Genomic DNA, 26,271 nt, shown 5'->3' with positions numbered 1-26,271 from the left:
ACTCTCTGTGTTTTCAGGCTAAGGATGCTCCTCGATGTTCCTCAGACAGCTCTCCATACAATGGAAAATCACCCTGCTCGCCGGCCTCTGCCTGCTGGGAATCGTGACCCTGCTGGTGGGTCTGTCGCTGTACCGCATGGAGCAGAGCTCGCAACAGGTCAAGGCCTCCAGCATGCAGATGCTCGACGAGTCCGCCCAGGCCCGCATCGAGGCGCAAGGTGAAGGACAGGCGCTGGGTATTCGTCAGCAATTCATGGATGCCTTCCAGTACGGCCATGGCTTTTCACGCCAGGTGCTGTTTTTGCGCGAACAGGCTGAAAAACGCTTTCTCGATGCCTTCGACACGCGCGAAGACCTGACCCGCCAGGTCAAGGCTGCGCTGCAGGCCAACCCGGACTTGCTCGGTTTGTCGCTGGTGTTCGAAGCCAATGCGCTGGACGGCAAGGATGAGTTGTTCGCCAACCAGGCCGAACTGGGCAGCAACGACAAAGGCCGATTCGCTCTCTACTGGTCGCAGCCGACACCCGGCAAACTGACCTCCATGGCATTGCCCGAAAGCGACATGTCCGACACCAGCACAGGCCCAAGCGGCGAGAAAGCCAACGCCTGGTTCACCTGCCCGCGCACCACCCTGAAACCCTGCGTCATCGAACCGTACTTTTATATGATCGACGGGCAAAACGTGCTGATGACCAGCATCGTCTTCCCGCTGATGGTCAATGGCAAAGTCATCGCCTCGTTGTCGGCGGACATCAACCTCAACAGCCTGCAAGCCGTTAGCCAACAGGCCAGCCAGAAGCTGTATGACGGCCAGACCCAGGTCAGCATCCTCAGCCCCACCGGCTTGCTCGCCGGCTACAGCGCGGACGCCAGCAAACTCAGCCAGCGCCTGGACAAGGTCTACCCCGCCAGCGGTGCGCAATTGATCAATGCCCTGGCCAGCAGCACGCAGACCCACAGCCTGCGCGCCGACCACCAACTCAAGGTGCTGGCGCCCTTCACACCGATTCCCGGCGGCAAACCGTGGGGTGTGTTGCTGGATGTGCCGGAAAAAGTCCTGGTCGGCCCGGCCGAAGCGCTCAAGACACAGTTGGACGCCGATAACGCCCGTGGCACCTGGCTGGAACTGAGCCTGGGCCTGCTGGCCGCGGTGATTGGCTTGATCCTGGTGTGGCTGATGGCGCGCAGCGTAACCCGACCGATCCTCGGCGTAGCCCGCATGCTGGAAGACATCGCCAGCGGCGAAGGCGACCTGACCCGCCGCCTGGCCTATGACAAAAAGGATGAGCTGGGGCAACTGGCCGGCTGGTTCAACCGCTTCCTGGACAAGCTGCAACCGATTATTGCCCAGGTGAAACGCTCGGTGCAGGACGCCCGTGGCACCGCCGACCAGTCCGCCGCGATTGCCAGCGAAACCAGCGCCGGCATGGAGCAGCAATACCGCCAGGTCGATCAGGTGGCGACCGCCTCCCACGAAATGAGCGCCACCGCCCAGGATGTGGCCCGCAGCGCCGCCCAAGCGGCACAGGCTGCGCGCGACGCCGACCAGGCCACCCGTGAAGGCTTGACCGTGATCGACCGCACCACCACCAACATCGGCCACCTGGCGGCCGATATGAGTACGGCCATGGCCCAGGTCGAAGGCCTGGCCGCCAATAGCGAGAAAATCGGTTCGGTGTTGGAAGTGATTCGCGGCATTGCCGAGCAGACCAATCTGCTGGCGCTCAACGCTGCCATCGAAGCCGCGCGCGCCGGTGAGGCCGGCCGTGGCTTTGCGGTGGTCGCCGACGAGGTCCGCAACCTGGCGCGACGCACCCAGGAGTCGGTAGAAGAAACCCGCCTGGTGATCGAGCATCTGCAAAGCGGCACCACCGAGGTGGTCAGTTCCATGGGCAACAGCTATCGCCAGGCTCAGGGCAGTGTCGAGCAGGTCGGCCAGGCGGTCACCGCCCTGCGCCAGATCGGCGAGGCCGTCACGGTCATCAGCGACATGAACCTGCAAATCGCCAGCGCCGCCGAAGAACAAAGCGCGGTGGCCGAAGAGATCAACAGCAATGTCGCGACGATTCGAGATGTGACCGAGTCGTTGTCGGAACAAGCGAATGAATCGGCGCGGGTCAGCCAGGCGTTGAACAGCCTGGCGAATCAGCAGCAGGGGCTGATGGATCAGTTCCGCGTTTAAGCGAATGGCACACACCCTGGGCCCGATGAAGGGCCCAGGTGAGTGAAAGCCCCCGCCCACGGGTTGACCTGCGCGGTGTCAACCGTGGCGCTTGGGCAGCTCGATCAGCACTTTGAGCCCACCCTGCTCACTCTCCTGCAACTGCAGCACCCCGCCCCACACCTCGACGATATCCCGCACAATCCCTAGACCGAGGCCATGGCCGTCGACCTGTTCATCCAGGCGCGTGCCACGGCTGAACACCTGGTCGCGCTGGGCATGCGGGATGCCCGGGCCGTCGTCCTCGATCGCCAGTAGATAGCTGTGCGCGGTTTCGCTGACATTCAAGCGCACTTCGGCGTCCGCCCATTTGCAGGCGTTGTCCAGCAGGTTGCCCAACAACTCCAGCAGATCTTCGCGGTCCCAGGGCAGTTGCAGGCCGGGCGCAACGTGGTAGCTCAAGTCCAAGTGTTCGCCGTGAATCATGTTCAACGTGGCCAGCAGGCCGGGCAGTTCCTTTTCACAATCAAACAAGGTCCCCGGCAGCGTTTCACCGGCAAGACGGGCACGGTTAAGTTCGCGGTTGAGGCGTTGTTGCACCTGCTCAAGCTGGTCACGCAGCAACTTGCTCAGCTGCGGATGGTCCTTGAGCACCTCGCTTGACGCCGCACTCAATAACACCGCCAACGGCGTTTTCAGCGCGTGGCCGAGGTTGCCCAAGGCATTGCGCGAACGCTTGAGGCTGTCTTCGGTGTGGGCCAACAGGTGGTTGATCTGCGCCACCAGCGGCTCGAGTTCCAGCGGCACTTGAGTATCAAGTTGCGAGCGCTGGCCCTGTTGCAGCTGAGCAATCTGCTCACGGGCGGTTTCCAGCGGCCGCAAGGCGCGGCGCACCGTGACCCGTTGCAGGATCAGCACCAGTAACAGCGCCGCCAGCCCCAGCACCAGACCAATCTGGCGCATCAGGCGAAAGCTTTCCCGCACAGGCGTGTAGTCCTGAGCCACGCTGATTGAAATCGACTGGCCGAAGCGCTTGTAGTCCGAACGCAACACCAGCAGTTGCTGACCTTCCGGCCCCAATTGCAGGTTACCCTTGAGCCCGGCCTCGGGCAGGCGCGGCAACTCCTGGTCCCAGAGCGAGCGTGAACGCCAGTGCTCGTCGGCAAAATCAATGCGGAAATAGTGCCCGGAAAACGGTCGCTGATACGCCGGTGACAGGCGTTGCTCATCCAGTTGCACACCGTTCGGCCCGCGCACCAGTGCCACCAGCAGGTTCTCGCTGTCGTTGCGCAACCCAGCATCCAGGTAGCGCTGCAAGCCGGCCTCGAACAGCCACAAACTGGTCTGCGCGAGCACCACGCCCACCACCACCATCACGCTGATCAGCCCCAGGCTCAGGCGCCGCTGGATCGACCTCATGCCGGGGCGGCGCCAAATCGGTAACCCTGGCCGCGCCGGGTTTCAATCACGCTGCGCCCCAGCTTGCGGCGCAGGTGGTTGACGTGCACCTCCAATACATTGGAGTCACGCTCGGTCTCACCATCATACAAATGTTCAGCCAAGTGGCTTTTCGACAGAATCTGTTCCGGGTGCAGCATGAAGTAGCGCAGCAGGCGGAATTCGGCGGCCGTCAGTTGGATCTCGTCACCGTCACGCAGCACACACTGGCGCCCTTCATCCAAATGCAAGCCGGCCGCTTGCAAAGTCGGCTGGTTGGCCTGGCCATGGGAGCGGCGCAACAGGGCCTGGATGCGCAAGTGCAGTTCTTCAGGGTGAAAAGGTTTGCTCAGGTAGTCGTCGGCGCCGGCCTTGAGCCCTTCGATACGCTCGGCCCATGAATCGCGTGCGGTCAGCACCAGCACCGGGGTGGCCAGAGCGGCTGCGCGCCACTGCGCGAGCACCTCCAGCCCGGGCAGCCCTGGCAAGCCGAGGTCGAGGATGATCAAGTCATAGGGTTCGCTGCGGCCTTGATACGCGGCGTCGCGCCCATCGGCCAGCCAGTCGACGGCGTACCCCTGGCGCTGCAGGCCCGCCAACAGTTCATCGGCCAGCGGTACGTTGTCTTCCACCAGAAGCAGGCGCATCAGTCGTCTTCCTTATCTTTGAGTAACTCACCGGTGCTGGCGTCGAGCTCGATTTCACGTACCACACCTTCGACGGTCAACAGCTCGATTTCGTAGATATAGCGCACCGGGCGCTCCTTGTGCTCTTCAAGTTCGGCATCCAGCAGCTTGGCGCCTGGGTAGCGTTCGAACGCCGGGCCCAACAAGTGCTCCAGCGGGGCGATAACGCCCGTTTGGCGCAGGCGCAAGGCTTCGTCCTGACCAAGGTCGTGGGCCGACAGGCTTGAGCTGGTGAGTATCAATACCAACACCACCTGCCGGCCTGCGCTTAGATTTACCTTCATTGCGTGTCCTGATGTTCCTTGAGGGCGGCCCGGTGATGGGCTGGGGCCAAATAGGCGATGGGACAATGATACGGGGGGCGAACCAACCCGTGAGGGTTTTCACGTAAGCGTGCGTTTCCGGGGGCATGTCCTACGCGACCCCACGTTAACCCTGGCAACTTAACTGAAACTGAATTGCCACCATGGCAATTTTAGCCAAGCGCTTTTCCCTCATCGCGCCAGATTTTCTATACTGCCCTCCTCGCGTCAAAAGAGACCGGTATGACAGCCATCCACATCAAGTTTCCCGCCCTGACCCTCAAGGCCGGCAAACGCGCCTTTACGCGCATTCGCGAACACGGCCTTGCGCCGGCAGATGTCGGCATTCTCCCCGGCGCGGCCGGTGGCCCCAAAGCCCTGGGTATTCAGGGCCTGGACCTGGCGCTGTTCGGCGAGTGGCTGCCCCGCGCGCCGCGCGAACGCGCACTGATCGGCGCGTCCATCGGCTCCTGGCGGTTTGCCAGCGCGTGCCTGCCCGACCCGGTGCAAGGCCTGCTCGACCTCGGCCGCCTGTATAACGAACAGCGCTTTGCCAAAGGCGTGACCATGGCCGACGTCAGCCATAGCTGCCAGCGCATGCTCGATGACCTGCTGGCCGGCCGCGATGCTCGGGTGCTGGACAACCCCAACTATCGCCTGAACATCATGGTGGTCAAGAGCCACGGGCTGCTTGCCGATGACCACCGTGGGCGGCTGGGCCTGGGCCTGTCGTCGGTGATTGCCGACAACCTGCGGGGCCGCGCGCGGCTGTCGCGGCATTTCGAGCGGCTGATCATCCATGACCCACGCCAGGCGCCGCCGGTGCATCCGTTGAAGGATTTCCCATCGCGCTTCCTTGACCTGGAACTGGGCAACCTGCGCCAGGCACTGCTGGCCTCCGGCTCGATCCCCATGGTGATGCAAGGCGTGCGCGACCTGCCCGGCGCGGGCGCCGGCACTTACCGTGACGGCGGCCTGCTGGACTACCACCTCGACCTGCCCTACCACGGCGATGACATCGTGCTGTACCCGCACTTTACCGACCGGGTTATCCCCGGCTGGTTCGACAAGGGCCTGCCATGGCGACGCAGCAATCAACAGGGTTTGCAGGATGTATTACTGCTGGCACCGTCCAAGGACTACCTGGCCCGCCTGCCCCACGGCAAATTGCCGGACCGCAGCGATTTCAAGCGTTTCATGGGCGATGACCCGAGCCGCAACAAATACTGGCAAACCGCGATGAGCGAGAGCCAACGGCTGGGGGATGAGTTTCTGGAGTGGGCGGACAACGGCAAATTGGGCGAGCACTTGCAGGCTCTTTAACGCAACAGCGATCTTCTCAGCGTGAGCGGTGTCCTCGCCGCACGCTCAGACCGTTACTGCAGCGCCCCGCCGTTGACATTTCGATGCAAAAACTAAGATTGCCAGCGTTTTAGCTTCACGCACTATGCGGGCGTCGGGCAGACGCGTATCACGCGCCCAAAACGGATGAGGCAGCGTACTGAATGCACGCCGCCCCACATTGCCAAGCGTCGAGCGTCAGTGAGTGGCTTGAGTCGAGGCTGGCATGCCGCCCCTTGGCTGCGACCGGATATGCTGCAGCAAAGGACTCAACGCACCGCCCCAAATAACAGCGTTCGCGAGTTTGGTGGGGTGGTTGATGGTGTTTCCGCCCACACTGCCGGGGTTGGTGCCGAAATCCCCTAATCCATAGATTTCAATGTCGTTTAAATCGGGCGCACCGTGAGCCTCAGGAACACCCAAATTCGCCACCCAATTGGAGATGGTGCCCTCTGCGCCTGACACCACCAAGCCGACTTTACCGAACCGCAGGTTGTTGAAGTCATACACGGAAATAACGTTAACGCCATTCAGATACACCTCGTGCCTGGCCCCGCGAACCGTCACGTTCATGCTGACCGACGTTCCATCCGGGATGGCTGCGTAAACGGCTGACCGACCAATCACAGTGCCGCCCCAGTAAAGCAGGACCTGGTTGGCTGTGACTTGCGCAGTGTACTGACTCAGGCCTGAGCCCATGGACCGATAGCGAATAGCGCCAATTTGTCCAGACCAACTGGGCATCGTGAAAGTAGCCGACAAACTGACATCCTGGCACGCCCTGTTGAACATCGCAGCGCCACGCCCCTTGAGGGTGTATTGCTCAGGCGAACCGGACACCGCGAATGTCGTGCCTGTTTCCGGACTCCAGCCGGAGGGGTAACTGGCAAGGTTATCGTCGCGAATAAAACTGAGCTTATCGACATCGACACCGGCGCGGTGAATATTGAACAGTCGGTTAATATCCAGGACCGTTAGATGTCGCAGGGTTCTGCTCGCGCAAAGCCCGCATCAGCGTGGGCACAACCGAGTGCTCGTAAAGGCCGTCGCGATCGCCTTCGACAATTGAATCGCCCGCAAAAGCAATGCGTACGGTGCCCTCGGAAATAGCCGCATTGAGCCGGTCCAAATTGCCCAGGTTGGAAAATATCGCCACATCGGCAGCGGTCTGTTGCGGTTCTCGATCAACCGGCACCAGTGCGAGACCAGCGGTTTCAGGCGGGTGCTCAAGGGCCGACGGTTTCTGCGCCGAGGTGCCGGCGTGCGCCGCTTTCATGCCGGCCCAACGCTTCAGGGTTTTACCCAGCCTTCCACACCAGGTAAGGTCTGAACGATCGCTCGAACCATTCGGCTCGGTAGCATTTGTGTTGGTAAAGGCCATGGTTGCCCCCGAGGCAAAAAACGCTCAGTGGCGAGCCTTGAAACGGTGGGTATTGTGCGGGTTTATCGGCGAGCAGGAAGAGCGCGTTGCCAAAACAGGTTAGAATACGCCCCAACTCGGTCGCCTGGCGCCAGTCGGCAAGCGCCGAATGGATGGCCTCAATCACGCCCAGCAACGACCTATCAGTACATTGATCAGTGCATCAAACACTGACAATCACTTCAAACCCACGCAACACAAGCCCTACAGGTCACACCGTGGAAATCTTCAAAGAGTTTACCTTCGAGTCCGCCCACCGCCTGCCCCACGTACCGGAGGGCCACAAATGCGGGCGCCTGCACGGGCATTCGTTCAAAGTGGCGATCCACCTGAGCGGCGACCTGGATCCCCATACCGGCTGGATTCGCGACTTCTCGGAGATCAAGGCGATTTTCAAGCCGCTCTATGAACGCCTCGACCACAACTACCTCAATGACATCCCAGGCCTGGAAAACCCGACCAGCGAAGTGCTGGCCAAGTGGATCTGGACTGAGCTCAAACCCTTGCTGCCGGAACTCAGTGCAATTCGTATCCATGAGACCTGCACCAGTGGCTGTATCTATCGCGGCGAATAAGCGATGACGTGCTGAAGAACCACCTGCGGATGGTTTTTTTATGCCTGGCAAGCGTCCTCGATAAAGCATGTACCCGCCTCCACTGGGTGTGGGCAGTCATGGGCGGCACCTGGGTGTATCGCGCGCCACCTTGCATGCGATCAACACCGGCCGGCATGATCCGAGCTTGCCTCTGGCGTTCAAGATCTCCAAGGTGTTCGAACGCCGTATCGAGGTGATCTTCGAGGCACCGAACAACTGATCGATTTTGACAGGAGCCCGCTGCAATGATGCGCCCCGCCACTGCTGCTGATGTTGCGACCATCGAGGCCATCGTCCAGGCCGCCTATTCGCCTTACATCGAACGGATCGGTCGCAAGCCTGGGCCGATGCTTGAGGACTATCGCCAGTGGGTCGCGGCAGGACACGTGCACGTGCTGGACTACGCCGGGCGACTCCAGGGTTTTATCATCTTGCTCAATACCGATGACGACTTGCTGTTGGCAAACCTGGCCGTCGCCCCCAATGCCCAGGGCCAGGGGTTCGGACGGCAGTTGATGGACTTTGCCGAACAAGAGGCACTCGCTGCGGGTTACGCGACCATCCGCCTGTATACCCACGTAGCGATGACTGAAAACATCACGCTGTACACGCGCCGCGGCTATGTGGAAACCCATCGCGTCGAGGAACACGGCCTGCACCGTGTGTACATGACCAAGCGTCTTTAGGAGAACCCCATGGAAAACATCTGGCTGGCCCAGGCCAAGCGCTTACAGGCACTGGCGTCCACAGGGCTGCACTTTTGCACCGACGATTTCGAGCGTGAGCGCCTTGAAGAAATCGCCGAAATCGCCCACAGCATGCTGGCACAGTTGGCAGATGTGCCGTTGGAGCGCATCACCGGGCTGGTGTCGGATTTTGCCAAGCGCTATTCAACGCCGATGATTGAAGTGCGCGGCGCTGTGATCGATGGCGATCGGATTCTGCTGGTGCGCGAATCGACGGATGGTTGCTGGGCGCTGCCAGGTGGTTACGCCGATATCGGTTTATCGGCGGCGGAAAACATCGTCAAGGAGATCCGCGAGGAAGCCGGGCTAAGCGTGACGGCACGCACGCTGTATAGCGTCATGCACAAGGCCAAGGGCCTCTATCGCCCCGACGTGCGGGACTTCTACAAGCTGTATTTCCTCTGCGAACGGGTGGACCAACTGGCACCGATGGCGGGTTTGGAAACCACTGAAGTGGGCTTTTTTGCCCTGCACGACCTGCCGCCGCTGTCCCGTGGGCGCACCATCGAAAGCGATCTTGAAGCAGCCTTTGCGTTTCATCGCGGCGAGCTCACCCAAACGCTGTTCGACTGATCCAATGTGTATCACCGCTGCACTGCTTTCGTGCCCGACCGGGCACAACGGACAGGCCTTGCGACGATACGTACCTGTTTGACGCCCTCTACACTGCACTGTTGGTTTGGCACGCGCAGTGCAACAGCCTTGCGTCAGTCATCCAGGGAGCAAGGCCATGACGCAGCAAGAACCGGGCAACGATTACCCCCTCAGCGAAGTGCCGATGCATGCGCGCAAAGGCCTGGCGTCCACTGCCATGGTCCTGTTGGGGTTTACGTTTTTTACCGCGACCATGTTTGCCGGCGGCAAGCTGGGCGTAGCCTTCAGTTTCACCGACCTGCTCGGTGTCGTGGCGTTGGGTAACCTGTTGCTGGGTATTTACGCGGCAGGCCTGGGCTACATCGCCTTTAAAAGCGGCTTGAACTCGGTGTTGATGGGGCGTTTCTGCTTCGGCGAGGTGGGCAGCAAGCTCAGTGACTTGATCTTAGGCTTCACTCAGATTGGCTGGTACGCCTGGGGCACCGCCACTGCCGCCGTGGTGCTGGGTAAATATTTCGAACTGAGCCAAGGCACGGTGCTGGCATTGATGGTGGTGTTCGGCCTGATGTTCTGCGCCACGGCCTATGTGGGCTATCGCGGGCTGGAGATACTCTCGTACATTGCGGTGCCGGCCATGGGCATCTTGCTGTTTCTGTCGATGGCGGTTGCCACCCACAAAATCGGCGGCCTGGACGGCCTGTTGGCGGTGGTGCCGACCGGCGAGCTGGACTTGTCCACCGCGATCACGCTGGTGTTCGGCACCTTTGTCAGCGGCGCGACACAGGCCACCAACTGGACGCGGTTTTCTCGCTCGGCCAAAGTCGCGGTGCTGGCGAGCCTGATCGGCTTCTTTATCGGCAACGGTTTGATGGTATTGATCGGGGCCTACGGCGCCATCGTCTATCAGCAGCCGGACGTGGTCGAAGTCTTGCTGCTGCAAGGTTTCGCGATGGCCGCGATGGCCATGTTGCTGCTCAACATCTGGAGCACCCAGGACAACACCATCTACAATTTCGCCGTGGCAGGCTGCAATTTGCTGCGCACCCGCAGGCGCAAGACGGTGACCCTGGCCGGCGCGGTAATCGGCACCCTGCTGGCGTTGCTCGGCATGTACGACCTGCTGGTGCCTTACCTGATTCTGCTGGGCACCGTGATCCCGCCGATTGGCGGGGTGATCATGGCGGACTTCTTCTACCGGTATCGCGGCCAATATCCGCGCCTGGCCGACACCCGCTTGCCGGCCTTCAACTGGCCTGGGCTGGTGGCATATGCCGTGGGCACCGTGCTGGCGTTCCACTCACCCTGGGTGGCACCGTTGGTGGGGATTGTTGCCGCGTCCCTCACCTACATTGGCCTGAGCGCCGTGCTGCGCGTACGGGCACCGCTGGCCGACGCACAGGTATGAGTCTGGCTGGCGTCACGGGGATGGTAACCTGATGGCCGACGCGCCAGGCAGAACATCGCAACAGCCCGGATAATCTGGCGCTGTCTGCCTGATTGTCATTAGCCAAGAGGAACTTGCCCATGCATATCATCAACGCTCGCCTGCGCAACCGTGAAGGCCTGCATGATCTGCACCTGGAACACGGCCGGATCGCCAGTATCACGCCACACACCACGGCGCCGATGTTAAGGCCTGGCGATCTGGACGCCGCCGGTAACCTGGTGATACCGCCCTTCGTCGAGCCGCATATCCACCTTGATGCCACCCTTACTGCCGGCGAACCGCGCTGGAATATGAGTGGAACATTGTTCGAGGGCATTGAGTGCTGGGGCGAGCGCAAGGCCACCATCACCCAGGAAGACACCAAGACCCGCGCCAAGCAAACTATTCAGGCCCTGGCCGCTCACGGCATCCAGCATGTCCGCACCCATGTCGACGTCACCGACCCAGACCTGACCGCGCTGAAAGCCATGCTGGAAGTCCGCGAAGAAAGCACGCACCTGATCGACCTTCAAATCGTGGCGTTTCCGCAGGAGGGCATCGAGTCCTACCGCAATGGCCGCGAGCTGATGCAGGAAGCCATTCGCCTGGGCGCCGACGTGGTCGGTGGTATCCCGCACTTTGAATACACCCGCGACCAAGGCGTGAGCTCGGTGAAATTTCTCATGGACCTGGCCGAACGTACCGGCTGCCTGGTGGACGTGCACTGCGACGAAACCGATGATCCGCACTCGCGCTTTCTCGAGGTCCTTGCCGAAGAAGCCCGCAGCCGCGACATGGGCACGCGCGTCACCGCCAGCCACACCACGGCCATGGGTTCCTACGACAACGCTTACTGCGCCAAACTGTTTCGTCTGTTGGGGCACTCAGGAATCAGCTTCGTCTCCTGCCCCACCGAAAGTATCCACCTGCAAGGTCGCTTCGACAGTTTTCCAAAACGCCGTGGCGTCACGCGCGTCAACGAGCTGCTTGAGGCCGGCATGAACGTCTGCTTCGGCCAGGACTCCATCGTCGACCCGTGGTACCCGCTGGGTAATGGCAACATCCTGCGTGTGCTGGAAGCCGGTTTGCACATCTGCCACATGCTCGGTTACCGCACCCTGCAAAGCGCCCTGGACCTGGTGACCGACAACAGCTCCAAGGCCATGGCCTTGGGTGACCGGTATGGCCTGGAGCCCGGGCGCCCGGCCAATCTGTTGATCCTTTCGGCAAACAGCGAATACGAGGTGATCCGCAGCCAGGGCCTGCCGCTCTACTCGATCCGTAATGGCAAGGTGCTGATGAAGCGGCAACCGGCGCAGGTGGAGTTTTTGTAAAACCAACCACTAGACGATCGAGTCGATATCCAACGGTTGTGGGTTCAACGGGCCGCCATGAATAGGCGCAGGAATACTGGCGACTTGCGCCAATTCACGGTTTTCACGGTGGCTGAACCAACGCTTCAGGCTGGGCTGCAACTGCAGGGAATCAGCCTGACTTCCATACACGTCTCGCGCATCCAAGCGGCGCCAACGCAAGGATTCCAGGCGGCGACGGCTGGTGTGCAAGCGGTCAATTTCCGCGTTGAGTGCCTGGTTGTGTTCGTGCCCATAGCCGCGCTGGTTCGCGGGGCGGTGACGCTCAAGTTCACGGTTCTTGTCGCGCAACTGTCGAGTCATGGTTTCCAGTGCAAGGTCGAGTAACTCAAACTCTCTCGGTGTGACCAAGGGCCCCTGGCTCTCCAGGGTTTGTTGCCAGCGGCGCAAGGTGGCCCAGGCTGCCGGTATGTAGCTGGCGGTCATAAAGTGCTGGTTCGCCTGGAACAGCTGTTTGAGCAAGTTGTCGCGGCCTGGCATATCGCCCTGCAGTTGCAACGCACGGTTACAGCCGGCCTCCAGGATGGACTCGCAGCCAGGCTTCCATAACACCGAGGAGCGCGTACCGTCCGGCAGTTTGAGCGGCATGAAGTGCTGTTGTTCGCCGTGATGCTGGTAAGCATTACCCCCCACGCGTACCAGGCCCGCCGCGAACAGCAGGCCACCCGCTGCGGGGGCCCTGAAAAGCGTGACGGCGCCCGGGACCCACAGTTTGGCGGTGGTATTCATCCACGTGGCGGGCACGCTGGGCACTGGGTCGTTGTGGTTGACGATGCGGTGGTGGATCAGGGATGAGGCGCCGTCGGCGAACTCTGAATCAGCGGCGCGAGGCGCGCCATAGGTGTAGAGGAGGATGTTGTACTGCGACCCGGGAACTCGACGCAGCCCTTCCGCCAACAGCAAAGCGATGGCGCCTCCCAGGCTGTGACCGCAAATCACAATGCGCTGGCCGCTGTGGAACAGGTCGAGGTAGTGCAATACGAAATCTCGCATCGCTCGATAGGCTTGGTAAAAACCCTCATGGGCTTTGCCAACACCTTCGGAAAAGGGCACTTGGTGGGCATTTGCGTCTCGCAGTGCGTCGGCACCACTGGCGGTACCTCGTACGGCGATCAGGATCACGTCACTGTGATGACTGATAAACGCCTGAGTATCCGTGCCGTATGCTTCATCATCAAAAAAGTGCACGCGTGCCGGGTGCTCCTGTGCCTCGCCAAGCTCCTGACGGTTCCGGAGGTACAGCTGCGGATCGAAGGGCACAATCTCAAAACGATGGGAGTACGGAACATCTTCATAGATGGGGTAGAAACGCTGAACCTGATCACGGTCTACCTTCCAGGCTTGCTGAAACCCCGATAGTTTTTCTGCGAATACATTCCCAACGCTGGGGTCCAGGGGGAAACTGACTTGATCCACCGTATGCTTTGGAGGTTGCTGGCCAAAACCGCAATAACTCAACGTGGACATCAGTGCCAGTTGGTAAAGGTTCAGGGCACAAAATCGATCATCGATGGATAAGATCGGGCGCAAGGCACGCAAAGGTCGCACTTCAAGAACAGTGTGCAGGTTAGGAAACAGAACGACGCCTGACAAAGTGGGTTGGGGTGGACCGAACCCCAGCTCGTCCATCATTTTTAGCGCATGCCGTTGAGGTTGATAGGTTCTTGGCGCTAACGGCGGCAGGTGGGCGACATGCCGGACCAGGTCGCGCACTTCAACCTGATAAAACCGGTCAGCTTGGCGCTGTGCAGGATTGCCCTCGATGCGTTGGCCATCAGCGGCGGAAAAGCGTGTTTTTTCGGCGCGGATTTGAAGTTCGGTGATAGGTAACCTGTAAGCTCTGCGCGTACTCAATTCAAGATACGGTTGCTCTTCTCCAGAATATAGCCCCTCCAGAATAAGAACGACGGGGCCGCAGTAAAACCCTTGTAGCTTGGCGTATCCCTCCCCTGTCAACCTTCCCTTGTACTGATGACCTGCACTGTCGCGAATCGTGTATGCGAGTCCGCCGTAAGCCGCCCCACTGCCAGCTTCATCGACCAGACAAAGGCTCACCCAATGCCCCTTCAACGCGCAAACAGGCATCTTGCTACTGAAAAAAGCTTGCTTCCATGCTTCCTGCCTCATCAATCAACTCCTTGTTAATTGCACGTTGGATAGACATCACAAGTACGTCCATCCGGCATCGTTATCGGTTTAAATTCCAGAATATTGCGGCCGCAAACCCCGACCAAATCCTCAAAACTTTTCCCCCGGCAGCGTTTCCAACCGCCCGGTACGGCTATCCACCGCCGGTCAAAAGCCGGCTCCTCCTCGTCTGTAACCGTAAGCGTCAGCCTTAGTTTTTTTCCAACTAACGGATCTCTTTGTACAACACCACCCGCAAGCGATTTTTGCCGCTGGCCCATTGCGTCCAACGATCTGCATTGCATAATTTTCCTGATCACATGCAGGGGCCCCACCGTCCTAAAAAACCACTGACATTGCCCAGGCAATTCCTGCACACCTGACTCCGGCATTCCCGCCACCCCTTCACTTTCTATAGGGTCGGTAAAGTAGATCGTCCCAAAATCCCCACCAACATCAGTGTCGCGCGCGCCCCACTTCGCATAAAAACTGAATTCCACGCTCCGCAGCACCGAAGGGCATCCCTCGATGGTTTCAGTTAAAGGCAGGTCATAGCTCACCCGTTCGGCCACTGGTTTGTAGTGAGCAATAAAGATCTTGCGTTCAGGCCGTTTGCCTCGACGTTCCGGCAACCTGCAGATTTGCCCTCTCGCGGGCCTATAGTTAGCCGCGCCGATGAATCGAAATTGCGCCGGTAAATCCACCTCCAGCGTAAAGCGATCAACCGGCCCCACCGCACACCCCGATAGCCACCCGATTCCAAGTGCAAGCCAAACGCTGCGTACCCACCTACTCATGTTTATCTCCCAACCTTTGCCACTGCTCCACCACCCGTTCAAAATGATCAGCTGGCGCCTCGCCCTCCATCGGCGGCCAACGAATCACGCTGCCTTGCGTCGCCTCTTCCAACCTGTGCACGACCAAAAATTCAAGCTGGTGTGGCTCCCGCCATTGCCAGGCACGGGCGTGTTGCAGCACTTGGTTTAGCCAGACCCTGGGGTCCTGGAACTCAACCAGCGTCGCGAGGCTTTCGCTGTGCTCGGTCAGCAGGTAGCGCAGGATATTCGCGTGCAGGATGACTTCGGCCTGAGGATTGGGCGTGTTCAGCCAAGGTGCGGGGACAGGGACCGGATACTCGCCGGGCATCGGGTTTTCGCTCTGACACCAATGGCCGGCGTGCCAATAACACACACTGACCAGCGGGCCGAGGAACGCCGGCCACTGCGCGTTCGGCAAATGGGCCAGGGCACGGGCCAAGGTACGGTTATCATGAAAGCGATACAGGGCCTGGCTTCCCGTCGCGCCTACCACCAGGCGATCGCGCCAGTGTCGGACCACCTCGGACAGGTCGTCGCCGGGCAGGCTGCCCAGCCAGCCCCAGTTCGCCTCTGGATGCTGCAACAGATCGACCAGCGCGGGCTCATTCACCTGTTCCAGCAGCAAAATAACCGGGCCTGCCGCTGCCAGCTCGGCCACGGCTGTCTCACCGTACAGGCTGCAATACTGCGCCAGGTTGCGCCCCGCCAACAGCGACTGGCGTGCGTCGTGATTACCGTCAAGGATCAAGCACAGTCGGCGCCCCGCCTGGTGCTGTTGGGCCATCCACTGGCCTGGCTCACTCGGCATCAAGCGGCCCTCTGCGTGACGGTGCAACGTCCTTCGCGGCATTGCTCGCACACAGGGCAGAAGTCCGCGCCCAACTGTCGGGCCATGTCCAGAATGGCACCCTGCGCCGCCGAGAGGTTCGGTACACCCGCTGCCCACAAAGGGTTAGCTGGCCGCACAGCAGGTAAGCCACCGACGGTGATTGGCCTGCTGCTGAAAATGCCACCCGCCTGGATCAGCAGGTGCTCGCCCCCGGCCTTGAAACTCAGCTGTGCACCGGCATCGATGACAAGGCTGGCGCCAGCCTTGAGGTAGATCTGCTGCCCAGCCTCGATGACCATGGACTGACCAATATGTGTCTGGCTGTGATCTTGAACGTGCAAATGATCGCTCGCTTTGAGCTCGACCTTGCGATCACCCGTGATGGATCGATACTCGCCGTTTTCCAGCTGAACCGTGCTTAATCCGCGAATGATTTCACGGCGCTCTCCGGCCACCTCCAGGCGGCTGTCATGGCCCACTCGCTGCTCCAGATCACGTTGGGCGCGCAGGTAGATGAGTTCCTCGCCGTGGCGGTCTTCAAGGTGCAACTCATTGGCACCCGCGCCACCCAGGGAACTGCGGCTGCGCAATACACTGCGCGTCTTGTGTTGCGGCAACGGATAAGCAGGCCGGTGCGACGCGTTGGGTAAGCAACCGTTGATCAACGGCTGGTCAGGGTCGCCCTCCAGGAAGGTCACCAGTACCTCCATGCCCACGCGCGGAATCAGCATTGCGCCAAAGCCATCGCCTGCCCAACCGGATGCCACCCGCACCCAGCCACTGCTTTTGTCGTCGCTGTTATCCAGACGGTCCCAATGAAAGCGCACCTTCACCCGGCCATAGGCGTCGCAATGCACCTCCTCGCCTGCCGGACCCGTCACAGTGGCAGTCTGGCTGCCTTGAATGGTCGGCTTCGCGTGTTTGAGGGCCGGCCTGTGCACTGCGCCCCAGGGTGTTGCGGTGAATCGGTTGCGATACCCCTGGACGGTGTCCGCGGCAAACACCGCTTCCTCCAGCACCTGCGGCTGATAGCCTTCATGACGCACCGAGGTGAGCAACCACAAGTCATTGCAGGCAGGATCGGGGTGTTCGCACAGCTCAAGAAAATGGCCGCTGCATAACGCCGGTTGGTCGCTCGTGCCCAGTGCGCGATGACGGTCGCTCTGATGGCGCTCCACGCCACGACGCGCCAATTGCCGGCCCCGTGCATGAGCGGTGAAACCGGCGGGATAACGATAGTCTTCAAGGGGGTGCGCCGATGCAGGACCCGCCGTGTCTTGCAGGCGCAACGACGGATGCTGGAAATCATGATCGCGCAGCACCACTTGCCGAGTGCGGGTTTCCAGGCACAGGTCGAAGCGCCGGATCGCTCTCGCTTGCGCCGCCAGCTCGCCCGTCGAGCAAAAGCGCTGCGCGGCCAAGCGCCGAAACACCGTCTGGTCATCGCCGAACACCAGCAGATGATTGTTCGGGCTGTGGCGAAAGTGGTAATGAATGCCCTCCTCCTCACACAACCGCTGGATAAAGTGCAGATCGGTTTCCGCGTACTGCACGCAGAACGTGCGTGGCGGGTAGACCACCGGGCCGAGTTCGAAGGCATAGGCGTCGGCTAGTATGCCGTGGTGCTCAAGGACCGCCGCAATGATCTGCGGCACGCTGCGTTGTTGGAAAATTCGCTGGTCGCGCCGATGGGCAAGACACGCCAGGCGCGGGGCCAAAGTGAGATGGTAGCGGGTGAGTCGAACACCTGGGTCACACCGGCCGACTGCGTAGACCTGCCCGTGCAGCCCGGCGCCGGCTTCGCCGAAATCCAGGTAAGCGGGCTGGTGGAGCAGCGCCTCCAGATCCAGGGAGGGATGCTCACTGACTAACTGCAGTTTAATAAAATACGGCTGATCAACGACTTCGCGGCCTTTGAACGCGAGCACCTGAAAGTCGTTGTTTAATTCTGAAAGTATCAATTTGAAACGTGAAAGAGCAAACGCATCAACCATCCGCAAGTTACCCATCATCAAGAATTTGATTGAAAGGCTTTCTCCCTCGGAGGCTGTTTTAACGGCCGGGGAAAAGCGCCTGAACGCTCTGAAGCTTAGCGATTCCAGGCGAAAAACGACCCTTAGAAAATAAAAAAGAAGTTTCGTACGATGCAGACGGAAGTGTCTTTTACAGAATAAGAAAAATAGTTAACCGCCCGCCTCCAACAACGAGAATACTCCCACATCAACTTTACAAAATTAACTAACAGACGAGGAAACAGCTGACACTTGTTAAAGATATCAGCTGCACTTCCAACTTCAGGTTTGCGGGCGTGCAGCCCCGAACAAACTGACGCTCAGCAGCGTTTCACCTTCACTCTGCAAGCGTACCGGCGCCGTGCCACCCGGCATGACCACCGCCACGTCCCCCGCCTCGACCCACCCTGCTCGCCACGCGGCGCATGCCACTGCACTGGCGCTGGTCCCGGAGGACGCGGTGGGCCCCTCACCTCGCTCAAACACGCGCGCGATAACCTGATTGCGTGTAGACCGGGCGGCCCATTGCAGATTAACCCCGGCCAAACACGGTTGGCCGCGCCCGACAGGTGGCGCAAAAGCAATTGCCTGCAACGGCTCAAACAGCGAGGGGTGGTGCATCGACTGATTGTCAGGTAACGCGCTGGCGTGCTCGACAAGCGTCACACAGTGGGGATTTCCGACACGGACAAACTGGCTTCGCGCCCATTGCCGGTTGATCACCGCCAACGCGGCGACGTGGCTGAATTCACGCGCCCCCATGGCAACCGGATCGACATCGCAAGCACCCACTGCTGATGGCCCAAACATCGGCTGCCCCAGGGCCAGCCAGAATCCCGCACGCTGTTCGTAAACCGCAGGTTCCACAGAGGTCGCCAGGGGTGACGCGGTACCCGCGTTGTCGTGATGCACCCGCAACTCACAGCCGTGAGTTATCAAGCCCTGATCCGTCAGCGCCTGAGAAAAAATCGTCAGCCCATTACCACTGCGCTCGGCGAGTGTGCCGTCCGTATTGACGATCAACACGTCAAACGGCGGCGCCGCCTGGAACGGCCCGACCAACAAACCATCGCAGCGGTGTGCCTTGGCATCCGCTGCACGCGGCAACGCGCCCCATCCACATTCGGACGCAATGGCCGCCGATGCCCAGTCCTTGCGCGTACGCGCGGCAAGGTCGGCACGCTCGGGCACATCGACGCCCCGGTTGCGCAAATAACCCGGGCTGACCACCCCATAGATATTGCCCCGCGCGTCGTAGAACAGGGTCATATCGCTACCTGACTGAAAATCTTCATCGGCCCATCCGTCCAATTGCATACACACTTGGCGGCAGCGTATTACAGAACGCTCGTCCCGTGGGAGGTGAGCTGGAAGGTGGTAATCCAACGCAAGATAGCTGGGGTTCATCCATTCTCGCGCAGATTACGCACCTTCCAGAGCACCGCCTGAACACTCGATAGCCTGTGTGTGGTCGCGACCCTCGAATGCGTTCCGAGGGTCTAAACATAAATTCCCCACCTGAGCGCCAATCCCGATCGCCTAGGGAACCCGGCTCGCTCGACAGGGCCTGATGTGCAAGGATGTCGCGCCGGACATCGTTCGCTGAACGCAAAACCAAGGATTTTTCATGACTGCCATCCCCACTCCAGCGCCCGTGGTTCCCGGGCGGCTGGAGCAAATGTCGACCCGTATCGCGTTTTTCATCGCCGGCTTCGGCATCGCGGCCTGGGCGCCGCTGGTGCCGTATGCCAAAGCGCGCGCAAATCTGAATGAAGGCACGCTGGGCCTGTTGCTGTTGTGCCTGGGCGTCGGGTCAATCATCGCCATGCCGGTCGCGGGCGCCCTGGCCTCCCGCTATGGCTGCCGACGCGTACTGACAGCCGGCACGATCCTGATCTGCCTTGCGCTGCCAATGCTCGCCACGGTCAGTTCGATTCCATTGCTGATGGCCGGGCTGTTCCTGTTCGGGGCAGGCCTGGGTACCGTGGATTCGACGGTCAACCTGCAAGCGGTGATCGTTGAGCGCGCCAGCGGCAAAACCATGATGTCGGGCTTTCACGGTTTGTTCAGCCTCGGCGGCATTGTCGGCGCGGCGGGAGTGGCCGGGTTGCTGGGGCTGGGCCTGTCGCCGCTGCAGGCGACTCTGGTAGTGATCGTCATCATGGCGGCGGCACTGCTCAAAGCCGGACCGCACCTGTTGCCCTATGGCAGTGAAAGCTCAGGCCCGGCGTTTGCCGTACCGCACGGTGTGGTGCTGTTTATCGGCTGCCTGTGTTTCATCGTGTTTCTGGCCGAAGGTGCGGTGCTGGATTGGAGCGCCGTGTTCCTCAGCGCCGAGCGTGGCCTCGATGAGGCGTATGCCGGCCTGGGTTATGCGGCGTTCGCCTTGACCATGACTGCGGGGCGCCTGACCGGCGATGCTATTGTCCGACGCCTCGGCGCCACCCGAGTGATCGTGATTGGCGGCGCGCTGGCCACCGCCGGCATGTTGCTCGCGACATTAATCCCGTCCTGGGAAACAGCACTGCTGGGGTATGCGTTGGTAGGTGCCGGTTGTTCGAATATCGTACCGGTGCTGTACACCGCCGTCGGCAAGCAGACGGTCATGCCGGAACACATCGCAGTGCCGGCCATTACCACCCTGGGGTATGCCGGCATTCTCGCCGGCCCTGCAGTCATCGGTTTTATTGCTCACGGCAGCAGTTTGAGCAGCGCCTTTGTGCTGATTGCAGTGCTGTTGGCCGGTGTGGCTATCAGCGGCAAAATTCTCAAGGTGTAAACCCGCTCAGCGCGCAACGCCAGGGCGTTACCTGGCTTTGCGTGCGGCGTACTGTTGCAGCCAGCGCTCGAGGCCTCTGCTGCAAAGCCATCCCTCGTGCCTGGGGCGCCCGAACATACGCATGTGAGTGGCGCGCTCCAATGACCGTAGTAAACCCGGGCGCTCAATGATGTTTTTTGCCGTGTACACGCAGTGTTCGCTGTACTTCTTTTTGGGCAACCCGGTGGCGGGCTCCAGAATGGGCAAGCCCCGTGAATCGGTATCGTCGGGGTCACTCATCACCCATTCAAGCAGTGCAATGTCCAAGTATTCAACGCTTTCAAAAAAAACCGTGCGGTCTTTGGACGTGTCCCTCAGTGGCTTGAAATAGCCTTGTAAAGCCTGCACGACCTCGGCGTTGCCCTGGCCATGAAAAGGGTCCTGGCTAAAGGCGCTGGAGGAACTGTTACCCCTTAAGACGGCAGCGGCCGCGTTCAAGCTGTCGCGGGTGATATACCCCGCGCAATCGATGATCGCGTCGTTCAGCGACGGGCGATTGAGAATTTCCCGGATCACCAGGATTATGCGGTCCCGCACCTTACTCTCCCGTCAACGCTTGGGCTGCGATCTGGCGCAGCGACGCCTGCGTCAAGCGACCTGCTTTCAAGAACGCATGCAGGTCGCCAAAGTGTCTCTCCAACTCGCCCGCCAATTGGCTGTCCGTCGAGTTCGGACCGGGCGGTGTGGTGTTCGCGCGAGCAGCGGGTACATTCTGCAGCGCCTGATGGCGCAGCGAAGTCAAGCCCGCACGCCACAAGGCCGGCCGCCGTACTCGCCCTCCCTGCGTTGCGTATTGCGCGTCGCAAGGCGGATGAAAAACGGGTGGCGGCGAACCCCAACGTGCCTCTGGCCCGCCCATCGTCATTGACTGCCCGCACGGTATTGCACCCTCAATCTTCATACGTCATCTCCCACCTGTTGCAGATCTGTGCTTGCCTGAAAGTCACCCTCAAGGAGCCCCCAATCATCGAATTGACGCCTGGGCAGCAAGCAGCGGATGTGTGGTGAGTGGCGCGCAATAGTTCCGGTCAACAGCCGAATACCAATAACAGCATGTAAAAAGCCCTGAGACGCCGCATCAAGCGGGCCTTTACCCACGCCACCAGGCGGCGAGGCCATTGGTCAGCGCCCCCCACACCCAATGGGCTTGCCTCGCCACTTGGGCATCCGGGTGGCTTGCCTGCCCCGGCGCACGCAAGCCACGGATAAAATCGTCCGCGACAGGCGCCTGGAATTTGCGCTGGCCCACAAAGGCTTTCACGCGCAGCGCTTCGCTGGCGTACACCTTGCGCAGCGCTGCTGAGGCCCCTTGCGCGTTTACCGAGGTTGAGCAAGCCAGGATATGTTGGCTGTGAAATGCACCACAGCCACCGGATTGGCCGGATTGAAACGAAGTTGAAGTCATGTCTGGACCTTGGCTCAGCGTCTGAAAAGCGACCAGTACGATCAAATCCGCTGGTTACAGGCTGTGTGGCAAAACCCACAAAAACAGTTCCTGCACAGTCCATAGGCAGGTGGCTGGCCGCAGGGTCAACAGGCAAAAAAAATCGCAGCCATGAGCTGCGATTTTTCATTTCCGCGGCCGGTCAGAACCCGACGCTTGCCTGCACGAAGAACGTACGCGGCTCGCCAAGGTACAAACCGGAATTGTTGTCACTGGAACGTGTGTAGTGCTGCTGGTCGAAAACGTTTTTCACGCCCACCCCCAGTTTAAGGTTCGACAGTTGCTCACCGAAGTCATACCCGATACGCACGTTCACTGACACATAACCTGCGATATCACCGTATTGGCCATCGGCGGTGCCCTGGGTAAGGTAAGTGCTGCCGGTGCCTGGCGCGCGTTGACCGGACTGGGCGTAGACGTCCAGGTTATGGGTCCAGTGGTTGATGTCGTAACGCAGGCCCAGCGTAGCCACTTTACGAGAGTACAGCGGCAGGTCGCGGCCCTTGAACGGTACATCGCCCTCGGAGGTGGCCTTGGTGTAGGTGAGGCCGGCGCTGGCGGTCAGGCCGTCCAGGCGCGGGTCCAGGCTGGACAGGTCGTAGTGGGCCGAGGTTTCGATACCCTGGTGTTTGGTGGCGCCGAGGTTGGTCCAGCCCACGTCGTTGCTGACGTATTGCAGCTCATCCGAGAAGTCGATGTAGAACAGCGTCACTTCGCCCCCCCAGACGCTGTCGTTGTAGCGCGTGCCGATTTCGTAGGTCTTGGCTTTCTCCGGGTTCAGACCGTTGGCGGTCTGGTCGCCGTTACCGCCCTGCCCGAGTTGGAAGTACTGCAGGCTGCCGAAGGACGTTTCGTAGTTGGCGAACAGTTTCCAGGCATCGGAGACGTGGTACATCACGCTCAGGGCCGGCAGTGGTTCGTTGTTGCTGACCTCGCGATTTTTTTCCTGGGTGCGCACCCCGTTCAAGGCGACTACCGGGCGGTCGTGCCAAGTGGTCTTGATGTCTTCGAAGCGAATGCCCGGGGTAATGGTCCACTTACCGATATCGATCTTGTTATCGATGTAGAAGGCGTTGGCCTCGGTGCCGCCGGTGCGGTCCTGATACACATGACCATCGTTCTGGCCGCCCGGTGTCGGGACGTTATTGACCAGGTTCAGGCTGGTGGCCTGTTCGTGCATGCCTTCCTTGAGGTAGCGATAACCCAGGCTGACTTCCTGGGTGCTCGGCCCCACGTCGAACACATGGGATACCCGTGGCTCGATGCCGAAGGTGTAGTAAGTGCGCGGGTAGGAGCTGATGGTCTTCAGGTCGCGGTTGGCGATGTTGCTGCCGCGGAAGCTGTCGGCGTAGTAAGTCAGCACTTCGGCCTGGGTACGGTCGTCGATCTGACGGATGTACTTGAAGGACACGTCCTTGCGCCGGCCGCTGAAGCTGTCCCAGTCACGCACCGACTGGTACGGGTTGGCGCGGAACTGCTGCTGGGTCAGGCCACCGGGCATGTCGGCGCTGGCATCGTAGTAGTGGAAGTTCAGCGAAAAATCGTCTTGATCGGTCGGTGCCCAGTGGGTCTTGAAGATCACATCCTCAATGTCGTTGCCGTTGTTACTGCTGCGATAGCCATCGCCCTTGACCCCGGAATACAGCAGCGCTGCGCCGATACCGTTGTCGGCCGTGCCACCGACAAAGGCGTTTTCAATGTGTTTCCAACCGCCGTGGGCCGAAGTTTCCAGGGTGGTACCGACGTCGCCGGAGAACTTCTCCGGGATGGCGCGGGTCACGAAGTTGATCACACCACCGACGTTCTGTGGCCCATAACGCACTGAGCCGGCGCCGCGCACCACGTCGATGCTGTCAAGGTTACCGGCAGAAATCGGTGCCATCGACAGTTGCGGCTGGCCATACGGGGCGAACGCCGCCGGCACGCCGTCGATCAGTACGGTGGAGCGTGGCGACAGACGCGAGGTCAGGCCGCGAACGCCTACGTTCAGGGAAATATCACTGCCGCCGGTGCCGTTGGCTTCCTGCACCTGTACGCCAGGCACACGGCGCAATACGTCACCGACGTTCATCGCGCCCTGCTCCACCATGGCTTCGCGGCGGATGACCGTCCGCGCGCCAGGGTGGTTCTGCACCACTTCGGCATTGGCATCGCCCAGCCAGTCGCCGACCACCTTGATGTCGGTGACGCCCAGCTCCAGCGGCGAGCCGGCTTCGCCGGTGCCGTTGCGCAGCGGGCGCAGGGTCACTGAGCCTGCGTCCATCTGATAAGCCAGGCCGCTGCCTTGCAGCAATTGGCCCAGTGCTTGTTCGGGCGAGACATTGCCCTCTACCGCAGGGGCTTGTTTGCCCGCGACCATCTCAGGGCTGAAAAACACCTGCAGGGAGGTTTGCTGGCCCAGCTGGCTCAAGGCTGCGCCCAACGGCTGGGCCCGAATATGGATGCCATCGGCCGCGTAGGCGGCAGGCAACGCAGCACTGACAGCCAACGCCAGGGCCAGTGGAGCCCAGCAGGCGAGTTTAGTCTGGCTCACTTTATTGTTGTACACGGCGAGTTTTTTCACGTCGAACCTAATCCTGTGATCGCAAGGGTGTGCGGCTGTTAATGCAAACCAGTTGCAGTTACAGGAGAAGACGAAGAACTCGAAAAAAACCTGAATCTCAGCGCGAAATAATTTCCTGACTGCCGTCCGGCAAGGCACGCACCGCGACCGGCAGGATGTGCGGCAAGGCTTTGAGCAAGGCGTCGGTGTCGCTGGAGTTGAACACGCTGGTCAGGCGCAGGTTGCTGACCGCAGCCGTGTTGACCCGCAACGGTTGCTCGCGGTAGCGCGACACTTCCCGCACCACTTCGCCGAGGGTGGCGTTGTTGAACACCAACTTGCCGCTGCGCCAGGCCGTCAGCTCATCGGCATTCACCGCATACGCCGCTGCGACTTGCCCACGGGGATCGACATGCGTGCCCCGCCCTGCCGTGAGCGTGACGATTTGAGCCGACGCGCGCCCCTGTACCTTGACCGTGCCGGCCTCGACCACCACGCGGGTCTGGTCGTCATCGCGGCGCACATCAAAACGCGTACCGGTAACCGTCACCTGCCCGGCCCCGGCAGCGACGATAAACGGCCGATGGGCGTCATGTTCGACGCTGAACATGGCTTCGCCCTGCTTCAGCTCGACGCTGCGCCGCCCCTTTTCATAGTGCACTGCGACGACGCTGCGGCTGTTGAGGTCCATCGTCGAACCGTCGGGCAAGGCCACCTGGCGATGCTCGCCCAGGCGAGTGCTGAACTGCGCGCTGTAGGGTTTCGGGTGATCAAGCGTGCTGAGTAATCCCAACCCCAAGGCAGCGGCGACCACACTCGCGGCGACGGCATAACGCCAGATTGCCCGGCGCTCAGGGCGCTCCACCGGTACGTCGCACAAGGCCTGCAAACGCGCCTTGGGCAACAGGTCGGTGGCGCTCCACATGCCTTGCAGCAGGTCAAATTCGTATTGGTGCTCCGCACACTCAGTGCGCCAGGCGTCGAAACGTTGGCGCTCTTCGACGCTCAACTCGGCCTCTTGCAGGCGTACAAACCATTGCGCGGCTTCGTCGCGAGAACGGTTATCCATGAGGGAAGATCCTGTTTCAAAGCGGGTCATGGAGCCATCGTATCCAGGCGGTCACGCAGATGCCGCAAGGTGCGGATCATATACTTTTCCACCATGTTTTTTGACAGCCCAAGGCGTACGGCGATTTCCTGCTGGGTAAGGCCCTCGATCTTCTGCCAGATGAAAACCTTGCGGCAGTTGACTGGCAACTCGGCCAAGGCCCGCTCGACAGAGCCCGCCAACTGGATCGCGTGCATGAAATGCTCCGGGTCGCCGCTATGGGGCGAACGCTGATCAAAGGCTTCCAGCGCCTCGCGGCGATCTTCGCGACGGTAAGCGTCAACGGCGATATTACGTGCTGTTTGATGCAGATAAGCGCGCGGTTGCTCAACCTCGGTCGAACGTGACTCGAGCACCCGTACGAAGGTGTCGTGGGCCAGATCTTCGGCCTGATGACGGTTTTTCAGGCGACGTGTCCAGGTGCCGATCAACTCTTCGTAATGCTCGAAAAAGCCTGTTCTGCGGGGCGGCTGAGGAATCATCGCGAGAGC

At 60.6% G+C, this 26,271-nt stretch carries 25 protein-coding genes; 9 read left to right on the top strand and 16 right to left on the bottom strand.

Annotated features, from left to right (window positions below):
- Positions 1-34: 34 nt before the first annotated feature.
- Positions 35-2,182 carry a methyl-accepting chemotaxis protein gene (locus tag CPH89_RS31040; protein ID WP_053255417.1) on the top strand — a complete coding sequence of 716 codons (2,148 nt, stop codon included), beginning with the start codon at positions 35-37 and terminating at the stop codon, positions 2,180-2,182.
- Between the two features lie 78 nt (positions 2,183-2,260).
- Here the strand turns inward: CPH89_RS31040 and CPH89_RS21130 are convergent, their stop codons facing one another.
- From CPH89_RS21130 to CPH89_RS21120, 3 genes are read right to left on the bottom strand one after another with little or no spacing between them, the layout of a single operon-like run.
- The gene (locus tag CPH89_RS21130) at positions 2,261-3,580 is read right to left on the bottom strand and encodes a sensor histidine kinase (RefSeq protein WP_053255416.1); all 1,320 of its coding nucleotides are present in this window, start codon (positions 3,578-3,580) and stop codon (positions 2,261-2,263) included.
- Positions 3,577-4,245, bottom strand: coding sequence for a response regulator transcription factor (locus tag CPH89_RS21125; protein WP_053255415.1), 669 nt, complete (start codon positions 4,243-4,245; stop codon positions 3,577-3,579). The genes CPH89_RS21130 and CPH89_RS21125 overlap by 4 nt, the downstream gene beginning before the upstream one ends.
- Positions 4,245-4,568, bottom strand: a complete 324-nt coding sequence (locus CPH89_RS21120; RefSeq protein ID WP_053255414.1) for a PepSY domain-containing protein — start codon at positions 4,566-4,568, stop codon at positions 4,245-4,247. The genes CPH89_RS21125 and CPH89_RS21120 overlap by 1 nt, the downstream gene beginning before the upstream one ends.
- A 261-nt stretch (positions 4,569-4,829) precedes the next feature.
- Here CPH89_RS21120 and CPH89_RS21115 point away from each other — a divergent pair, with 261 nt between their 5' ends.
- Positions 4,830-5,909: a patatin-like phospholipase domain-containing protein gene (locus CPH89_RS21115; protein ID WP_053255413.1), complete on the top strand. Its 1,080-nt coding sequence runs from the start codon at positions 4,830-4,832 to the stop codon at positions 5,907-5,909.
- A gap of 216 nt (positions 5,910-6,125) precedes the next feature.
- Here CPH89_RS21115 and CPH89_RS21110 read toward each other — a convergent pair whose 3' ends face one another.
- Both CPH89_RS21110 and CPH89_RS21105 read right to left on the bottom strand, forming a co-directional pair.
- Positions 6,126-6,767, bottom strand: coding sequence for a LamG domain-containing protein (locus CPH89_RS21110; protein ID WP_053255412.1), 642 nt, complete (start codon positions 6,765-6,767; stop codon positions 6,126-6,128).
- Between the two features lie 118 nt (positions 6,768-6,885).
- Complete coding sequence (locus CPH89_RS21105) at positions 6,886-7,308, bottom strand: hypothetical protein (protein ID WP_141125167.1); 423 nt, start codon at positions 7,306-7,308, stop codon at positions 6,886-6,888.
- Positions 7,309-7,565: 257 nt separating this feature from the next.
- Between CPH89_RS21105 and queD the strand changes: the two genes are divergently transcribed.
- From queD to codA, 6 genes are all read left to right on the top strand, one after another.
- Entirely contained in the window at positions 7,566-7,922 is a 357-nt protein-coding gene (gene queD, locus CPH89_RS21095) for a 6-carboxytetrahydropterin synthase QueD (RefSeq protein ID WP_003237990.1), read from the top strand.
- A 67-nt stretch (positions 7,923-7,989) separates the two neighbouring features.
- Positions 7,990-8,163 (top strand): helix-turn-helix transcriptional regulator, encoded by a 174-nt coding sequence (locus CPH89_RS30425; protein WP_167422754.1) that lies wholly within the window; start codon positions 7,990-7,992, stop codon positions 8,161-8,163.
- Between the two features lie 25 nt (positions 8,164-8,188).
- Positions 8,189-8,629 carry a GNAT family N-acetyltransferase gene (locus CPH89_RS21090; RefSeq protein ID WP_053255409.1) on the top strand — a complete coding sequence of 147 codons (441 nt, stop codon included), beginning with the start codon at positions 8,189-8,191 and terminating at the stop codon, positions 8,627-8,629.
- A 9-nt stretch (positions 8,630-8,638) separates the two neighbouring features.
- Positions 8,639-9,262 (top strand): NUDIX hydrolase, encoded by a 624-nt coding sequence (locus CPH89_RS21085; protein ID WP_053255408.1) that lies wholly within the window; start codon positions 8,639-8,641, stop codon positions 9,260-9,262.
- 157 nt (positions 9,263-9,419) lie between these two features.
- Positions 9,420-10,688: a cytosine permease gene (gene codB / locus CPH89_RS21080; protein ID WP_053255407.1), complete on the top strand. Its 1,269-nt coding sequence runs from the start codon at positions 9,420-9,422 to the stop codon at positions 10,686-10,688.
- 119 nt (positions 10,689-10,807) lie between these two features.
- The gene (gene codA / locus CPH89_RS21075; protein WP_053255406.1) at positions 10,808-12,043 is read left to right on the top strand and encodes a cytosine deaminase; all 1,236 of its coding nucleotides are present in this window, start codon (positions 10,808-10,810) and stop codon (positions 12,041-12,043) included.
- A gap of 9 nt (positions 12,044-12,052) precedes the next feature.
- Here the strand turns inward: codA and CPH89_RS21070 are convergent, their stop codons facing one another.
- The 5 genes from CPH89_RS21070 to CPH89_RS21050 form a co-directional block, all read right to left on the bottom strand.
- Complete coding sequence (locus CPH89_RS21070; RefSeq protein ID WP_053255405.1) at positions 12,053-14,209, bottom strand: lipase family protein; 2,157 nt, start codon at positions 14,207-14,209, stop codon at positions 12,053-12,055.
- 14 nt (positions 14,210-14,223) lie between these two features.
- Positions 14,224-15,006 carry a hypothetical protein gene (locus CPH89_RS21065; protein WP_053255404.1) on the bottom strand — a complete coding sequence of 261 codons (783 nt, stop codon included), beginning with the start codon at positions 15,004-15,006 and terminating at the stop codon, positions 14,224-14,226.
- Positions 14,999-15,835, bottom strand: coding sequence for a DUF4123 domain-containing protein (locus tag CPH89_RS21060; RefSeq protein WP_053255403.1), 837 nt, complete (start codon positions 15,833-15,835; stop codon positions 14,999-15,001). The genes CPH89_RS21065 and CPH89_RS21060 overlap by 8 nt, the downstream gene beginning before the upstream one ends.
- Positions 15,835-17,850, bottom strand: a complete 2,016-nt coding sequence (tssI, locus tag CPH89_RS21055; RefSeq protein ID WP_053255442.1) for a type VI secretion system tip protein TssI/VgrG — start codon at positions 17,848-17,850, stop codon at positions 15,835-15,837. The genes CPH89_RS21060 and tssI overlap by 1 nt, the downstream gene beginning before the upstream one ends.
- 300 nt (positions 17,851-18,150) lie before the next feature.
- Entirely contained in the window at positions 18,151-19,137 is a 987-nt protein-coding gene (locus CPH89_RS21050; protein ID WP_053255402.1) for a DeoR family transcriptional regulator, read from the bottom strand.
- Between the two features lie 358 nt (positions 19,138-19,495).
- Here CPH89_RS21050 and CPH89_RS21045 point away from each other — a divergent pair, with 358 nt between their 5' ends.
- Positions 19,496-20,647 carry an MFS transporter gene (locus tag CPH89_RS21045; protein ID WP_053255401.1) on the top strand — a complete coding sequence of 384 codons (1,152 nt, stop codon included), beginning with the start codon at positions 19,496-19,498 and terminating at the stop codon, positions 20,645-20,647.
- A 27-nt stretch (positions 20,648-20,674) separates the two neighbouring features.
- On the opposite strand, the gene CPH89_RS21040 is transcribed toward CPH89_RS21045, so the two are convergent.
- The 6 genes from CPH89_RS21040 to CPH89_RS21015 all read right to left on the bottom strand — a co-directional run bounded on the left by CPH89_RS21040 (position 20,675) and on the right by CPH89_RS21015 (position 26,262).
- On the bottom strand, positions 20,675-21,223 hold the full coding sequence (locus CPH89_RS21040) for a hypothetical protein (protein ID WP_053255400.1): 549 nt from the start codon (positions 21,221-21,223) through the stop codon (positions 20,675-20,677).
- 1 nt (position 21,224) lies between these two features.
- Positions 21,225-21,428, bottom strand: coding sequence for a hypothetical protein (locus CPH89_RS21035; RefSeq protein ID WP_141125168.1), 204 nt, complete (start codon positions 21,426-21,428; stop codon positions 21,225-21,227).
- A gap of 348 nt (positions 21,429-21,776) precedes the next feature.
- On the bottom strand, positions 21,777-22,091 hold the full coding sequence (locus tag CPH89_RS30635) for a hypothetical protein (protein WP_053255398.1): 315 nt from the start codon (positions 22,089-22,091) through the stop codon (positions 21,777-21,779).
- Positions 22,092-22,272: 181 nt separating this feature from the next.
- Entirely contained in the window at positions 22,273-24,693 is a 2,421-nt protein-coding gene (locus CPH89_RS21025; protein ID WP_053255397.1) for a TonB-dependent siderophore receptor, read from the bottom strand.
- Positions 24,694-24,790: 97 nt separating this feature from the next.
- On the bottom strand, positions 24,791-25,741 hold the full coding sequence (locus CPH89_RS21020; RefSeq protein WP_053255396.1) for a FecR family protein: 951 nt from the start codon (positions 25,739-25,741) through the stop codon (positions 24,791-24,793).
- Positions 25,742-25,767: 26 nt separating this feature from the next.
- Positions 25,768-26,262 (bottom strand): sigma-70 family RNA polymerase sigma factor, encoded by a 495-nt coding sequence (locus CPH89_RS21015; protein ID WP_053255395.1) that lies wholly within the window; start codon positions 26,260-26,262, stop codon positions 25,768-25,770.
- Positions 26,263-26,271 lie beyond the last annotated feature (9 nt).

Origin of the sequence: Pseudomonas fluorescens (assembly GCF_900215245.1) — a bacterium.
Classification (GTDB): domain Bacteria; phylum Pseudomonadota; class Gammaproteobacteria; order Pseudomonadales; family Pseudomonadaceae; genus Aquipseudomonas; species Aquipseudomonas fluorescens.
The sequence above is the reverse complement of the archived record's forward strand: the minus strand, read 5'-3'. Positions and strand labels throughout refer to the sequence as shown.